The 15,481-nt window shown below is 37.5% G+C and carries 13 protein-coding genes; 11 read left to right on the top strand and 2 right to left on the bottom strand.

Annotated features, from left to right (window positions below):
• Positions 1-2: 2 nt before the first annotated feature.
• The 6 genes from IEW69_RS13325 (at position 3) to IEW69_RS13300 (ending at position 6,996) form a co-directional block, all read left to right on the top strand.
• Positions 3-1,265 carry an O-antigen ligase family protein gene (locus tag IEW69_RS13325; RefSeq protein ID WP_188627367.1) on the top strand — a complete coding sequence of 421 codons (1,263 nt, stop codon included), beginning with the start codon at positions 3-5 and terminating at the stop codon, positions 1,263-1,265.
• A 110-nt stretch (positions 1,266-1,375) separates the two neighbouring features.
• On the top strand, positions 1,376-1,990 hold the full coding sequence (locus IEW69_RS13320) for an acyltransferase (RefSeq protein WP_188627366.1): 615 nt from the start codon (positions 1,376-1,378) through the stop codon (positions 1,988-1,990).
• 73 nt (positions 1,991-2,063) lie between these two features.
• A complete protein-coding gene (locus IEW69_RS13315; protein WP_229663624.1) occupies positions 2,064-3,269 on the top strand; it encodes a glycosyltransferase in 1,206 nt (401 codons plus the stop codon).
• A 25-nt stretch (positions 3,270-3,294) separates the two neighbouring features.
• The gene (locus tag IEW69_RS13310; protein WP_188627365.1) at positions 3,295-4,485 is read left to right on the top strand and encodes a glycosyltransferase; all 1,191 of its coding nucleotides are present in this window, start codon (positions 3,295-3,297) and stop codon (positions 4,483-4,485) included.
• Positions 4,475-5,611 carry a glycosyltransferase family 4 protein gene (locus IEW69_RS13305; protein ID WP_188627364.1) on the top strand — a complete coding sequence of 379 codons (1,137 nt, stop codon included), beginning with the start codon at positions 4,475-4,477 and terminating at the stop codon, positions 5,609-5,611. The genes IEW69_RS13310 and IEW69_RS13305 overlap by 11 nt, the downstream gene beginning before the upstream one ends.
• 38 nt (positions 5,612-5,649) lie before the next feature.
• Positions 5,650-6,996 carry an oligosaccharide flippase family protein gene (locus IEW69_RS13300; RefSeq protein WP_262890783.1) on the top strand — a complete coding sequence of 449 codons (1,347 nt, stop codon included), beginning with the start codon at positions 5,650-5,652 and terminating at the stop codon, positions 6,994-6,996.
• Between the two features lie 192 nt (positions 6,997-7,188).
• On the opposite strand, the gene IEW69_RS13295 is transcribed toward IEW69_RS13300, so the two are convergent.
• Positions 7,189-8,502 carry a hypothetical protein gene (locus tag IEW69_RS13295; protein WP_188627362.1) on the bottom strand — a complete coding sequence of 438 codons (1,314 nt, stop codon included), beginning with the start codon at positions 8,500-8,502 and terminating at the stop codon, positions 7,189-7,191.
• Between the two features lie 172 nt (positions 8,503-8,674).
• Here IEW69_RS13295 and IEW69_RS13290 point away from each other — a divergent pair, with 172 nt between their 5' ends.
• The 4 genes from IEW69_RS13290 to IEW69_RS13275 are packed head-to-tail and all read left to right on the top strand — an operon-like array spanning position 8,675 to position 13,060.
• Positions 8,675-9,259: a gluconate 2-dehydrogenase subunit 3 family protein gene (locus tag IEW69_RS13290; protein WP_188627361.1), complete on the top strand. Its 585-nt coding sequence runs from the start codon at positions 8,675-8,677 to the stop codon at positions 9,257-9,259.
• 1 nt (position 9,260) lies between these two features.
• Positions 9,261-10,955, top strand: coding sequence for a GMC oxidoreductase (locus tag IEW69_RS13285; RefSeq protein ID WP_188627360.1), 1,695 nt, complete (start codon positions 9,261-9,263; stop codon positions 10,953-10,955).
• A 15-nt stretch (positions 10,956-10,970) separates the two neighbouring features.
• Positions 10,971-11,885 (top strand): glycosyltransferase family 2 protein, encoded by a 915-nt coding sequence (locus IEW69_RS13280; RefSeq protein ID WP_188627359.1) that lies wholly within the window; start codon positions 10,971-10,973, stop codon positions 11,883-11,885.
• 2 nt (positions 11,886-11,887) lie between these two features.
• Positions 11,888-13,060, top strand: coding sequence for a glycosyltransferase family 2 protein (locus tag IEW69_RS13275; RefSeq protein WP_188627358.1), 1,173 nt, complete (start codon positions 11,888-11,890; stop codon positions 13,058-13,060).
• Positions 13,061-13,076: 16 nt separating this feature from the next.
• Here IEW69_RS13275 and IEW69_RS13270 read toward each other — a convergent pair whose 3' ends face one another.
• Positions 13,077-14,276 (bottom strand): glycosyltransferase, encoded by a 1,200-nt coding sequence (locus tag IEW69_RS13270; RefSeq protein WP_188627357.1) that lies wholly within the window; start codon positions 14,274-14,276, stop codon positions 13,077-13,079.
• A gap of 173 nt (positions 14,277-14,449) precedes the next feature.
• Here IEW69_RS13270 and IEW69_RS13265 point away from each other — a divergent pair, with 173 nt between their 5' ends.
• Entirely contained in the window at positions 14,450-15,409 is a 960-nt protein-coding gene (locus IEW69_RS13265) for a hypothetical protein (RefSeq protein WP_188627356.1), read from the top strand.
• Positions 15,410-15,481: the final 72 nt, after the last annotated feature.

The raw sequence follows: 15,481 nt of genomic DNA, 5'->3' as shown, positions 1-15,481 counted from the left end.
ACATGAGGATCGTGCTTATATTTACCCTGCTTGTTTATTGTTTTGTCTTCGGAATCCTAGATAGGGAAATTGGAGGATTTCAATATGGGTTGATGATTGAAGGGTTGATTTTGACCGTGGTGGCAGCGGTGTTGGTGAAAACTTCCGCCAAAGAGTATACCGAAATTAACAAGGACTTGTTCTATTTGCTTTTAGTATGGTTTGTAATTAGTTTACTACAAGTGCTAAATCCCGGTGCTTCTTTAATGGGATGGGTATCAGAGATTCGCTCAACCGCTTTATATCCATTATTAATGGTGATGTTGGGATTGTTGATATTCAATCAACGTCGCCATCTAGATTTGTTTTTGGTGTTGATTATTGGACTGTCCACGTTAGCATCACTGAATGGTATTAAACAATTGTATTTTGGCCCTTCATCAGGAGAACAAGCTTTTTTAAATGGAGGCGGGGCAATTACTCACATTTTATTTGGACGCTTACGAGTGTTTTCATTCTACAGTGATGCTGGACAGTTTGGGGCTTCTCAAGCACAATTAGGTCTTATTGCTTTAATTTTAGGATTTGGCCCATTTAGGAAATGGACAAAATGTATCTTCCTAAGTTGCTCCGGGTTAATGCTATATGGCATGTTAATTTCAGGAACACGCGGTGCACTGTTCGCGTTAGTTATCGGTGGATTTGTTGCGCTTGTACTAAGTAAGAATCTAAAAGTGCTCCTTTTAGGAGGGCTTGTCGGAATTTTATTTTTATCGTTCTTGAAGTTCACTTATATCGGGAACAGCAACTACCAAATTTATAGATTAAGATCAGCTGTAAACCCGAATGATCCTTCATTAAACGTGAGATTTAATACCCAAAAACTTTTACGTGAGTATATGAGCAGTCGCCCTTTTGGAGGAGGATTAGGTGTTATTGGACACAACGGCATATTATATAACTCAGACAAATTTTTGTCAACTGTTCCTCCTGACAGTTATTTCGTTAAAGTCTGGGCGATGTATGGCATTGTAGGATTCACAATTTGGCTCGCAATAATGTTATATGTCTTTGGTAAGTGCTGTGGTATAGTATGGCGCTTGGAAGATAAGGAGATAAAGATTAAAATGATTGCATTGACGTCCGGCTTTGCAGGTATACTTTTTTGCAGTTATGGTAATGAGGTCATTAATTCCATGCCTTCATCAATCGTTGTATACTTTTCATGGGTTTTCATTTATAAAAGTCCTCAACTACAAGGAACCGGACAGAGTTTTATTATATAGATCTAGTCATGCCATTTGAAATATTTGCTTTGCCCGTGTTAATCTCCTTTATCATTGGTCTGAAAAACGGCCTCAAGAGATAATCTTGTTATTAATCAATCAGAAAAGAAATGTCGATCGTATCAAAAATTAAGGCTAATCCAACTTTAAAGAGGCTTGCTTTACGGCTATTAATTCCGGCAAATCAACACCAGCCTAGGCTATGGGTAAAGTTGATTTTAAATCCGTTTAGTCACAAAAAAGGTAGAAACTCGGTTGTTAGAGCTAGATCTAGAATGGATGTGTTTCCTTTTAATGGATTTATATTGGGAGCAAAATCAATCATAGAGGATTTTGCTACTATTAACAATGGTGTGGGCGCTGTGATGATTGGCCAGAACACCATAATTGGAATTGGATGTGTCATTATCGGTCCTGTTAGTGTGGGGAATGATGTAATGTTGGCTCAGAATATAGTGGTATCTGGCTTGAACCATGGATATGAAGACGTTAACATTGCCACTTCTAAGCAGGCCGTTACATGCAAAGAAATTATTATCGAAGACGAGGTTTGGATAGGTGCCAATAGCGTAATAACAGCCGGGGTGAGGCTGGGGCGTCATTGCGTAATTGGTGCTGGAAGTATTGTCACGAAAGATGTTCCTGAATTTTCTGTCGCTGTCGGCAATCCTGCAAAGGTGATTAAGAAATACGATTTTAAGGAAAATAGGTGGCGATCAGTTTAGGCTTTCTGTTGAGATGAAGGTTTCAGATGTGTCGTTTTTGATGCCTTGTTTTAGTAATTGTTTTTTTTAAATTATGATGGAACTTATTTCCGACCTGGATATTTTAATAATTGGTCAGCAAGCTTGGGACACTGGGATTGGAAGCAATTGCAAGAATATCGCAGTTGAACTAAGTAAGACAAATCGAGTCTTGTATGTCAATTCACCTTTAGATCGAATAACAAGACTCAAAGCAAGAGGCGATGTTGACGTAATTAAGCGACTCGATGTGATTAAACATAAAGAAAGTGGGCTTGTAGAAGTGCAGCATAATCTCTGGATATTTTATCCTGATTGTATGGTAGAATCTATCAACTGGATTAACAACACAGCCGTTTTTGACTTTTTTAATAAAAGAAATAATAAAAAGTTTTCAGAATCGATATTGCGTGCATTGAAGATGCTGAATTTTGAAAAGTACATTCTATTTAATGATGGTGAGATTTTCAAGGGGTTTTATGCAGGCCACTTTCTCCATCCATTGTTACGTATATACTATGTTCGGGATTTTCTAACCGGCGTCCCTTATTGGAGAAAACATGGAAGTCGCCTTGAACCGTTATTAATTCGGAATTCTGATTTGTGCCTTTGCAATTCTCAGTATTTGACGCTCTACTGTAGAGAGTATAATCCAAACTCGTTCAATATTGGACAAGGAGTGGATATTGACGATCTTGTTGACATTAGAGCCACTAAGCCCGAGGATCTTGAACCTATTAAGGGAAAAATAATCGGTTATGTGGGAGCGTTAAGTAGTGCGAGGTTAGATATTGAAATTTTGGTTCATATTGCCTTAAATTTTCCCACATACTCCTTAGTACTTATAGGTTATGAGGATAATGAATTCAGATTTAGTAAGCTCCATAATATGTCAAATGTATACTTTTTGGGACAAAAGCCGACAACCGTTATTTCTTCCTATATTAGTAACTTCGATGTCTGCATAAACCCGCAATTAGTAAATAATATTACCCTCGGTAACTATCCCCGGAAAATAGATGAGTATCTGCTTTTTGGTAAGCCTGTGGTAGCGACCAAGACTGTTTCCATGGAAATTTTCAAGGACTACGTGCACCTAGCTGAAACGAAGGACGAGTATATAGAATTTATATCTAATGCACTGCAGTCGGACAATAAAGATTTACAAAAGTGGCGGATAGACTTTGCTAAGACACATACTTGGGCGAAATCAGTAGGTGAAATGTTCCAACATATTCAACAAACTTTATCTCATCATTAATTTCATTTGTTAAATCGAGTTCAAAATGAGTATCTTTTTTATCATCCTATTTTGCATTAACCTAATCGTAGTTGTCTTTTGTAGCTATCCGGCCATATTAAGTCTTTTAGTTTATTTAAGGTCTAAGAGCTCTCGAGAACACAAAGGTCCTATCTTCGAGCCAGATTATGCCGTGATTGTTACTGCCTATGAACAAGTTCAACTAATTCCAGAAGTTGTTGACTCCATTTTACGGTGCAATTATCCTAACCTCTGCATTTATGTTGTCGCTGACAATTGTGACGTTTCAACTCTGGTTTTTGGGGATCCAAGAGTTGTAATACTTCGACCTGAAATAAAGCTAGCAAATAATATTAAGTCCCACTTCCATGCTATTGAAAATTTCAAACGGAATCATGAGAGAATTACCATCATAGACAGCGACAATCTTGTTGACGTAGATTATTTTATTGAATTGAATAAAGTATTTGACTTAGGGTTTGAGGCAGTACAAGGTGTAAGAAAGGCCAAGAATTTAAACTCCGAAATAGCATGTCTCGACGAAGCTGGTGACATCTATTACCGTTATATAGACAGGTTTTTACTTTTTCATGTCGGTTCTTCAGCATCCCTCGCTGGTTCCGGAATGGCATTTTCTTCTAAATTGTATGTGGAGGCTCTAAAAGGGCAGAAAATGAGTGGTGCAGGGTTTGATAAACTACTACAATTTCAACTCGTTAGTGCAGAAATTAGAATTGCCTTCGCTGAGAATGCGTTAGTCTACGACACCAAAACTAGTAAGTCAAAGCAATTAGTAGAACAGCGAGCACGTTGGATAAATACTTGGTTTAAATATGTAACATGGGGAGTTAAAATGATGTTTTCCGGTATTGCAAATTTAAGTTGGAATAAGTTTGTTTTTAGTATAATGTTACAGCGGCCCCCACTGTTCTTGCTAATATTACTCGGGTTATTTTTAGGTGTTATAGATGTACTCTACTTTCCTGAATTACTTTTAGGTTTGGTAATAGCTGCAATTCTTTTTCTGCTTATATTCTTTAGATCCTTGTATGTTTTTTCAGCTGATAGACGAATTTTTAGATCATTGAGAACTATACCTAAGTTTATCTTACTGCAACTATATGCTTTAATAAATGCCAAGAGGGCCAATATACTTTCCGTGGCTACAAAGCATGAACATGGCACCCTTATAAAAAATACGAATAATGACAGATAAAATTCGAGTTCTACATACAATTAGACAAGGTAAAATTGGAGGTGGTGAAACGCATGTTATTAATTTAATTGAGCAACTAGATCAAAATCATTTCGAAAGCCTCCTGTTAGCGTTTACTGATGGTCCCATGGTAGATAAGATGCGCGCAAGGGGTATAAAGACTTTTGTGGTTAAAACAGAAAAGCCATTTAATTTTACAAAGTGGAGTGATGTAGAGAAAATCATAAAAGAAAATAAAATTGATATTGTTCATGCACACGGTACTCGTGCCAATTCAAACTCCTTCTATGCTGCCAAAAAGTTTAATATTCCCCTGGTATATACGGTACATGGTTGGTCGTTCCATCCAGACCAGAGTTTTATAATCAAGAAAATACGTCTAATCAGTGAATCTCAGTTAATAAAAAGATCGGATTTAACTATATGTGTATCAAACAACAATTTGTTAGATGGGAGAAGTCACTTCAATATCGAAAGAGCTACAGTGATTAGATCTGGAATTGATCTTGAAAAGTATAACTTTAACTCAGGTCTTTCAGAATTGAGAAAAGAATTCCATATTGACGAGACTAACATAGTTGTAGGGTACATTGTGAGGATTACCAAGCAAAAGGATCCTTTTACATTAGTGCGAGCTATAAAGCTAATACCGGAGAACCTTAACTTAAAGTTCTTGTTCGTAGGTGAAGGAGATTTAAAGGAAGATACAATTGCGTTGGCAAAACAATTAAAAGTTTACCACAGAATTATTTTCCAGGATTTTAGAGAAGATGTACCTGACGTACTGAGAACAATAGACATCTACTCTCTACCCTCACTTTGGGAAGGTTTACCGATCGGACTGCTTGAAGCTATGGCCATGAAGAAAGCTGTTATAGCTACCGCAATTGATGGCACGAAAGAAGTAATAGAGCATATGCAAAATGGGATTTTAGTTCCAGTTTCTTGCCCTCAAGCTTTAGCCGATGCTATTATTATGCTTGCAAATGATCACAAACTCCGTAAGAGTTTAGGCGAAAATGCGCTTAAAACTATTGAAAAAGAGTATAATAATGAGCGAATGACGAAGCAAATAGAAGATATCTATTACAAACTAAGTCAAGGTCGTGATCCTTTAGGCAAATAGCTTAGGGTGGTTAAATACTGAACATACCAAAATCATACATGCGGGTAATAAACAAGGTTCTCTCGTCCCTAAAAAATATACATCTTCAATCATTACTCGGAAATGGGGTCATGGCAGCATTTGGTATGCTTACTATGGCGCTACTTTACCGTGCTTTATCTCTTAAGGATATTGGACTTTATGTATTTTTTATGGCTATTTTCGGTTTGATTGATACTTTGAGGTCGGGGTTTTTAACCACATCATTCATCAAATTCTATTCTGGAACAAATGATTTCAGGGCACGCGAGGTTGCGGGTTCTGCTTGGGCAATAGCCCTGTTTATAACAGCAATACTAGTGTTGGTTAATGCCGTTATATACATACTGCCACTTACAATAACAGATCAGGGTATATTGTTATTGGTTAACTATTTTTCTTTTATTTCTATTGCAACCCTGCCGACATTTATGTCAAGTTTAGTATTACAAGCAGATAGAAGATTTGATAGATATCTTTGGGTACGACTAATAAATCAAGTGTTGTTCACAGGTACGGTAGTGGTTTTAATGACCATGAATTCAGCTAATTTACAAACAGTAATTATCAGTTATACACTTTGCAATTTGATCACGAGTATTATTATAATGGTATTTGGATGGTCTCGGATTAAGTCGTTAAGATATACAACCAAACAAGCGATTAAACAACTGTTTGATTTTGGAAAGTACAGCGTTGGCACGTATGTCAGTTCAAATCTTTTTAAGGTTATAGATACCTTTTTTATTAGTTATTTTTTAGGGCCGGCTGCCCTGGCCATTTATAATCTATCTGGAAAACTCATACAGTTAGTGGAAATGCCTTTACTTAGTTTTGCATCTTCAGGCATGCCTAGTTTGTCCGGATACTATAATAATAATGAAAAGGACAACATGATGTATGTGATGAAAAAGATGATAGGAATAGTATCAATAATGATTCTGATTATAGCTTTGCTGTCCATTGTCTTCGCTGAACCTATCATATTGTTGATAGGTGGAGAGAAATATCTAGAAACAGAGGCAGTAAATCTTTTACGGATTTTTATGATCATGACTGTTTTGTATCCAGCAGATAGATATTTCGGGTTAACACTTGATGTAATCCATATGCCTAAGATAAATTTCTATAAAATATTATGTATGCTTGCTGTAAATTTGATAGCTGATTATATTGGAATATTATTATTTAAGTCTGTCTATGCGATTGGGATTGCAAATATATTCCCATTAGTGTTGTCTATCTTAATAGCTTATGTGCCATTGAATAAATATAACTCTTTCAATTTTTGGAATATGTATGTTATTGGATACACAGAAATGAAGTTCATTTTGAAAAGGAGCTATAACTCTCTTTTTTTTAATTAGGTTGATATATCTCACATTGTGGGCTTATGTGTCAGGCCCTGAAATTCTAAGACTTAAGTATTGTCGTACACTTCGATGTAAATAATGCAAAACTTAGTCGAGACGATAACGTAATAATCATCGGTCAGTTCAGGCTTGCTCTAGGTTGAATATTCTGGTAGTAAGCCCACTCGTAATTACTTACAATCTTAATCAGAAAGCTCCAATACCAGCTATCTTTGATTTGAAATTAGTATCGTCATAAACAGCATCATTTCTGTTATTAAAATATTGATTATTGTTATCTACTGACAGCTTTTTGCCACCTATATTATGTATCATGTTAGATGGCTGTGTTGTGTTGCTGAATAATTCAAATCCTAGATTGTTATAGTACTCCACGCTACCGCTGATATTATATAAATCTAGTACCTGTCCCTCCCAATCTTTGGACGTGTTCATTTTGCCGACAGTATTATTAAATATCCTCATATTCACCCTGGTAGTCTTACCAGGCATTATATTTCTATCAAATTCCTGAAGTTCAAATGCACCGTACTTCCTTGTATTGTAGCAAACATTATTGTAAATCGAGTTTGTTGTAGGGACAGTTCCTCGAGCGTAAAGCCACATTCTGATCGCGTTACCTTGATAATTTGTGAGCTTGTTGTGGTGGAAGTTACCATTACCCTCCATAGAGAAAATACCGTTGTGATTATTGTTTGTGGGATTAACATTGTTAACAACGTTGTGATGTATGTTGTAGTTTTGCACATTAGTAAACCAGCATACACTACCAGCATCTGTGTTTTGAAAGGTATTATATGCGATTTCAACATCTTGGAAAAGTCCAGTATCTTCCTGTTTGTCTTTATTGAAGTTCCCTCCAAAAACAATGGAGCCTGTATTATCAAACAGACAATTAAGAATTTTAAATGTTCGTGTTTTTGTTTCGATTGTTCCTAGGTTAGCAAAATCTTTTCCATTGCTTCGTTCACCTGCTATAACATAGTTGTTGACGTTCTTGAATGTAATGTTTTTGAGGGTCACGCCGCAAAGACCTCCGTTCATCTGTATAGCTCGGTAACTAATATTTTCGAATTTTATGGCATGGCTTACATCTCCGTTGAGTTCCCCAGATATTGTAACATCCTTCAGGTTATCTGTGTACATCGCCTCTAATACTCTAACCACTCCCGTGCTCTTAATGTAAATTCTTTTTTCTGTATCTGCAATTAGGTTCTTTAGAGTAATGGTTTTGTAAGAACCTTCTTTAATTCTAACAAGTACATTCCCTCTAAGGTTCATTAATCGCCCATCGAGAGTTAAGCTACCGGAGCCCGCTCCGATATTCACCAATGTAGCATCAGCAGGAATACTGTCGCTAGAAATTTGCTTTACATTGTGAGGAATCTCAGTTAACGGTATGAGCTTAGGTTCAAGAGTGATTTGATCCTTTCGACATGATGTGCATGAGATGAATAATATAATGTAGAGAAAAAAATACGGCTTTAACGCGGGTACCATGACTTCCTGAAATTTAAGTTAAATGAATAATTTACAGATTCCTCCCCTAGTAGGAGTTGTTTAATATAACAAAAATAGCTTAATTCACATTATTTCACAAAAATGGGTATTAATATACAATTTTATGTAATACTTAATTGCTCATGATTATCTTTGACTAAAGTTACGTTCGATGGATAGAAGGAATTATTTAAAATCAGTCTTGGCACTGATAGGCTTAGGTATTGGTTCCTTTTCGCTGGTCAAATGGTTCAAACAAACTACACCTAAATTTGTAGTGACAAACCGGGATTGGGAAAAAAGACGTTCTTTAATAACTGAACTTGCCGAAGTTATTATTCCAACTACTGAAACACCAGGTGCGAAAGAGGCGGGTGTGGGAAATTATATCATTTCAGTAATGAGTAAGTGCTACGATCAATCACAACAAAGTGCTTTTATTTCCGGTCTTGATGATGTAGATCACTTTACCAAAAGTCAGTTTGGAAGATTATTTATGGATTGTGACGCGTCATCAAGATACGATGCTGTTCAGCATTTTTCATACAGTCTGGTTGAATCGTCCCCTTTGCTCTTGAAAATTAAGAATAAATTATTCGGAAAATCCTTTTTCTTTATGCTTCGCGAACTTACTGTTGAAGGATACTGTACCTCTCAGCTTGGTTCTACAAGGGCCCTTACATATGATCCAGTACCTGGAGCGTATGAAGCATGCATATCTCTCTCCGAACATCAAACATCTTGGGCTACAAAATAACATGTACATCATTAAAAGAAATGAACAGCATACGTATGATGCTATAGTTGTTGGATCAGGCATCAGCGGGGGCTGGGCTGCTATGGAACTCTGCAAAAAGGGCTTGAAAACTTTGCTTCTTGAGAGAGGGAGAGATGTTACACACATAGAGGATTACCCCACAGCACATATGAACCCGTGGGATTTTAAATTCGGCTTAAATAATACATTAGAAGACCGCCTTGCAAATCCTGTTCAAAGTAATGTCTATAGTCCAGCAGACAAACACTACTACGTCAATGATTACGAGCATCCCTATATTCAAGAGCAGCCGTTTAATTGGTTTAGAGGCTACCAAGTTGGCGGAAGGTCTTTGACTTGGGGGCGGCAGTGCTACCGCTTGAGCGACTTAGACTTCGAAGCAAATTCCAAGGATGGTAATGGTGTGGATTGGCCCATAAGGTACAAGGATGTGGAGAAATGGTATGATTATGTAGAATCATTTGTTGGCGTAAGTGGACGTAAGGAAAACTTGAAACATTTGCCTGACGGGCAATTTCTTAACCCTATGGAACTCAACTGTATTGAAAAACATCTTGGTGAAAGTGTCAATCGATACGACACTTCTAGGATATTAACAATCGCCAGAATTGCGAACCTAACTAGAGGATGGCATAGTCGCGGTCCCTGTTTGAGCCGTAATCTTTGTTCTAGAGGATGTCCCTATGGTGGATATTTTAGTAGTAACAGTTCTACAATACCCGCAGCGGCTGCTACAGGGAACTTAACGATCAAGCCATATTCGATTGTGACCGAATTGCTTCTTGACGAAAATTCACGAAAGGCAAAAGGCGTGAGAGTTATAGACACAATTAGTAATGAAGTTTTTGAATTCCGTTCAAAAATCATCTTTGTAAATGCCTCAACCATAGCCACGGCAGGAATATTATTAAATTCCAAATCCACAAGATTTCCGAATGGTTTTGGTAATGATAGTGGCGAGGTAGGCCACAATCTAATGGATCATCATTCGTCTGCTGGCGCTCAGGGACAACATGAGTACTTTAGTAATCTGTACTACAAAGGCCGTCGCCCCTGCGGATTTCTAATACCAAGATTTAGGAACCTGAGTGCTGACGAGAATCATGGTTTTATTAGAGGTTACAATATCCAGGGACGAGGTGAGCGTTTGGAATGGATTGATAAGTCGAGAAGCGTTCATGGTTTTGGAAAAGACTTCAAAGAACAAGTTATCACGCCCGGTCCATGGAGTGTTTGGATGGGTGGTTGGGGCGAGTGTTTACCTTACCATGAGAATAAAGTTATTCTTGATCCTTTGTTGAAGGATAAATGGGGCCAGCCACAATTAAGGATTGACTTTTCCTTTAAAAAAAATGAAAAGACAATGATGAATGATATCAGAGAAACCTCAGGAGAAATGTTGGAACGTGCAGGATTCAAAGATATACGAACCTTTATTTATGATAAACCCGGGGGATCTACCATACATGAGATGGGTACAGCACGGATGGGAGCAGACCCAAAAACTTCGGTGTTAAACAAGTATAATCAAATACATAGTGTAAAGAACGTTTTTATCACTGATGGAAGTTGCATGACGTCTTCTGCTTGCCAAAGTCCATCATTAACCTACATGGCTTTAACGGCACGTGCTTGTGAATACGCATTTTTAGAGCTTAAAAGAGGAAATCTATAATTCTACAGAAGCACCATGATCAAAACTTCTATTATAACTGTTAATTATAATCAACCAGCGGTCACAATTGATTTCCTTAAGTCAGTCGCAGCAAACACTAAGCAAGATGAGGTTGAAATTATTCTCGTCGACAATGGGTGTGATGAAGATCATAGCCTAGCTTTTAAGGCTATCTACCCCGAAATGATTTATCTTCGTTCTTCAAAAAATCTCGGGTTTGCCGGAGGGAACAATCTTGCTGTTAAGGTCGCACAAGGAGAATTTTTATTGTTTCTTAACAACGATACGGAAATTGGTCCAAATTTATTAGAAACACTGATTGCGGAACTTGAAGCCAATACTGACATCGGCTTGATTTCTCCATTAATCACCTATTTTGATGATCCTGAAGTCATACAATATGCCGGCTTTACACCGATGAATTATTTCACTTGTCGTAATGAGGGGATTGGGAACATGGCAAAAAATATTGGACAATACGATAACGACAGTAGAGAAACTGGGTTCTGTCACGGAGCAGCTATGATGTGTCGGCGAGACACCTTAGCTCAAGTGGGTTTGATGGAAGACTCATTTTTCTTGTATTATGAGGAGTTAGACTGGTGTGAGAAATTTAGAAAGAAGGGCAAAAATATCTGGTTTACCGGAAAGGCAGTTGTATTTCATAAAGAGTCTCAGAGCGTGGGGAAAGAGAGTGCGATCAAGACGTACTTTATGACCCGTAACAGGATGCTGTTTATTAGAAGGAATACCAGCCTTATAACAACTTGCTTGTTTAGTATTTACTATATTTTGTTTGTCTTAACTACCAAGGTAGCTTCCTACTTAGTTCGGGGGCGAATTGATTTAGCTAAACAAGTTATAGCAGGAGTCTTATGGAACTTTAAAAACCGGAAAGACAGCGAATATATTGGTTTTAAAAAAATATAAGTATGATCATAGCATTTTGGGTTGGCCTTTTTATAATTGTGTATACATACATTGGATATGGTATTATGCTATATGTACTCGTGAAGGTAAAACGATTGCTCAAGAAAAGGATTCCTCTTTATAAGGATAAACATTTCCCAACCGTATCTATCCTGATTGCAGCTTACAATGAAGAAGATTTGATCAGCGAGAAGATAGCTAACACCCTAGCTCTCTATTATCCGAAGGAGAAAATCCAACTTATCGTCATTACGGATGGTTCAACAGACTTGACGGTTAAGAAGGTAAGTGAATTTCCGGATGTTGTACATCTCCATAAAGATCAACGAGGGGGCAAAATGGCTGCGATCAAACGTGCAATCCCCTATATTACGGGTGAGGTGTTGTTATTTACCGACGCAAATACATTTTTGAATAAATCAGCTGTGAGCGAACTAGTGAGGCATTACCAGAATAAGCGCGTGGGTGCGGTTGCAGGTGAGAAGCGCATTATGGTTGAGGAAACAGCAGATGCGAGTTCGGCTGGCGAAGGCTTTTATTGGAAGTACGAATCGTTCCTGAAGAAATGTGATTACGAACTGTATTCTAATGTTGGAGCTGCCGGAGAATTGTTTAGTATTCGGACTAAACTCTATGAGCCCGTGGAGGCCGACACGATCATTGATGATCACATGATTGCTATGCGGATTGCCGAAAAAGGATTTATCATTGCTTATGAACCCAATGCCTACGCCTTAGAAACAGCATCTGCCAATGTAAAAGAGGAACTAAAGCGAAAGGTAAGAATCGCTGCTGGTGGAATCCAATCTATTTTGCGCCTGAGGAAAGCAGCCAACCCATTTAGGAATCCCATATTAACCTTTCAATATATAAGCCACCGAGTTCTAAGATGGACGCTCACACCAATTTTACTTCCACCAGTTTTTATATTGAATGGAATGATTGTTTATAGTGGTGGATCGTTGCTCTATAGGGTTCTATTTCTGGTTCAGTGTGCCTTTTATATATTAGCCTACATAGGATTTTACTTTGAGAGAAAGAACATTAGAGTAAAGGCGCTTTTCATTCCATTTTACTTTTGCATGATGAACTATGCGGTAATTGCTGGCATCGTACGGTATTCTAGAAAAGCGCAAAGTGCAGCTTGGGAAAAATCAGTGCGAAAATCAGCTTAGGCGACCCGGGACAATATCATTTAAGGTGCGAATTAAGAATCTCGGCAAATTGAGATGCTCGTACCTCCCAAGTATTCTTTTGTGCCAGTTGCCTGCGCCGCTGTTTTTCTGCCTCACTGTCTTTTTGCAACATATCGTTTAACGCGTAGCTGAAGTTGGTAGCGGTTCTGCAATATGCTACACAGTCCTCGGTATAGTCTTTTAGATCTTCGTTGAAGTCTGTTGCAACCACCGGTTTACCAGCACTAAGGTATTCGAATAATTTAATCGGAAAAATGGTTTTGCTTACATCGTCTTTCTTAAAAGGTATAATTGCCACATCAAAACTGGATATCATTTGTTCAACATCTTGATGCGAAATAGTGCCTAAAAAGCGGACATTTTGAAGCTTGTATAATTCCTCGGGCACAAACCCCTCCGATACTGGACCAGCAAATACAAACGACTTATCAGGATTGAGCATGATTACCTCAGTGATCAGCTCGAAATTAATTCTTCGTTCTATTGTTCCTAAATAACCAATTACTGGCCTGGGTATACTCTTTAGCTTGTCATGGCGGTCGAAGGTTACATTCCCTATACCTTTGGGGTTTAAATCGGTTCCATTTGGAATAAAGAAAGTATTGCTATTTTGCGTCGATTTCTCAAGGTAGAGCGCTTTGCTTGTACAGATTACGAGATCACTCTTTGCTACAAGTTGCTTTTCAGAATATATGCCATGTTTCATGTCGTAAGGAACTATCATAGGGTCCACACATTGATACACACTCAACGATGGGTTTATTCTTTCGGCAATATCAGGATAATGAAAGTTGAAAGCATTCACGTAGATAAATTCAGAAACCTTTTCCGCTCTTAGTACTTTCTTTACCCTTCGTGCAATTATTTCTTGATTAAAATTCAACAAACGACGGAAAATAGTGCCCTCCGGCATGAAATTTATTGGGAGCACAGGCGGGGTAACAATAATTTCTAAGTTTTTAATTTTAGTCCGCAGCCGGCCGTCTGAAAACAAGGAAAATTTGCGTCTTCGTAGCTTTAACTCCTTTGTGTCGAAAGAAGTCGTGAAACAGTCTTTGAGAGTAAAAGGGTAGTCAATGAAGAAAACTTTGTTGTGTTTAGCAAGGTTTTGAGCAATAAAGAAGGATGTGGACTTAATATTTCCGTCGAAACGTGCATTCCCAAGAAATATTATTGTTTTGTTTTTTAAGAGCATTTTATAAGACGGTAGATAGTACTTCAGAAAAATATGATGCATCTAAGATAATATAAATAAATCGATCTAAACAAAAGGACACCTTCTCACACTTAAATGTGAGTAAAAGTTCGCATGTTTGTATAGTTTGTTGAGAATTCTTGGTATCTTTCTCAAAATTCTAGCGCAACTACATGCCTTCTACATTCATTAATAAACTGTTTAGTTTATACACCAAAATAAAGCATCCAGGTGTTCCTCCTGAACTTAGATACTTTTATAGAGACACTTATTCTTCTAAATTGGCTCAGGTGAAATACCTAGTGAAGGACTACTTGTATAAAGAAAAGTATAAAGACATACGATTCAATGGGGAGTTTGGTCCTGAACTACAATTTGTGTTGCCGTTTGCGTACTGGCATTATAAAAATGGAACATTGCGCAGCACAGTGTCCTCTAAATTCACTCGTGAATTTTATTTTTTTTCAGAAAATCATTCCGAGAATTTTGATAACAGAACTAACGAAGGCAATTACAATTTTGAGGTACCGAGAATTTTATACAGCCAAGATTATAACATGAGTAAATGGCTGGCCGTTCCTCTAAAAGAAAAATACAAAAATGATGTCTATGTTTTTGAAAAGCCACTGCTTATCATAGCTAATCGATACAACATGGAATGGAATGGACCTCCGATTAGTTACTTTGATATTCCTACTTTGGATTATATTGTGGGAAATCTTAAGAATCACTTTACAATAGTATACAATCGACCAAGACCGGAGAATATAACTGAGGACAACAGTGAGACGTATGACCTCAATGAGTTTAATTGGCTGAAAGAAACCCACCCGGAAGTCTTGTTTATGCAAGACCTTTATGAGCAGAACAAGGGTAATGCGAATAACTTCAATCATCTTCAATTGATGGTATACGCAAACGCAAATCACTTTGTTTCAATACATGGCGGAACCTCCGTACTTGCCAGCTATTTTGAAGGGATTAATGTAATTCTATCCAAGCAAGGGCCTGAACATCATTTTAATTGCTATAATACACTGTATCCGAAACTTTCGGGTGCTACAATCTTACACGCCAAAAACAACGAAGAAGTAAGACACTATATTTCCGAGAACTTTTTACCTAAGAAATAGGAACTGGAATTGCAACAATAAAATAGACATTTAGTTAAGCTGCAATATTCCGTTTGTTTAAGTTTCTTTCAA

The sequence above is a fragment of the Pedobacter quisquiliarum genome (genome assembly GCF_014642175.1).
GTDB classification, from domain to species: Bacteria; Bacteroidota; Bacteroidia; order Sphingobacteriales; family Sphingobacteriaceae; genus Pedobacter; species Pedobacter quisquiliarum.
Note: the sequence above shows the minus strand (reverse complement) of the source record. Positions and strands in the feature narration are given on the sequence as shown.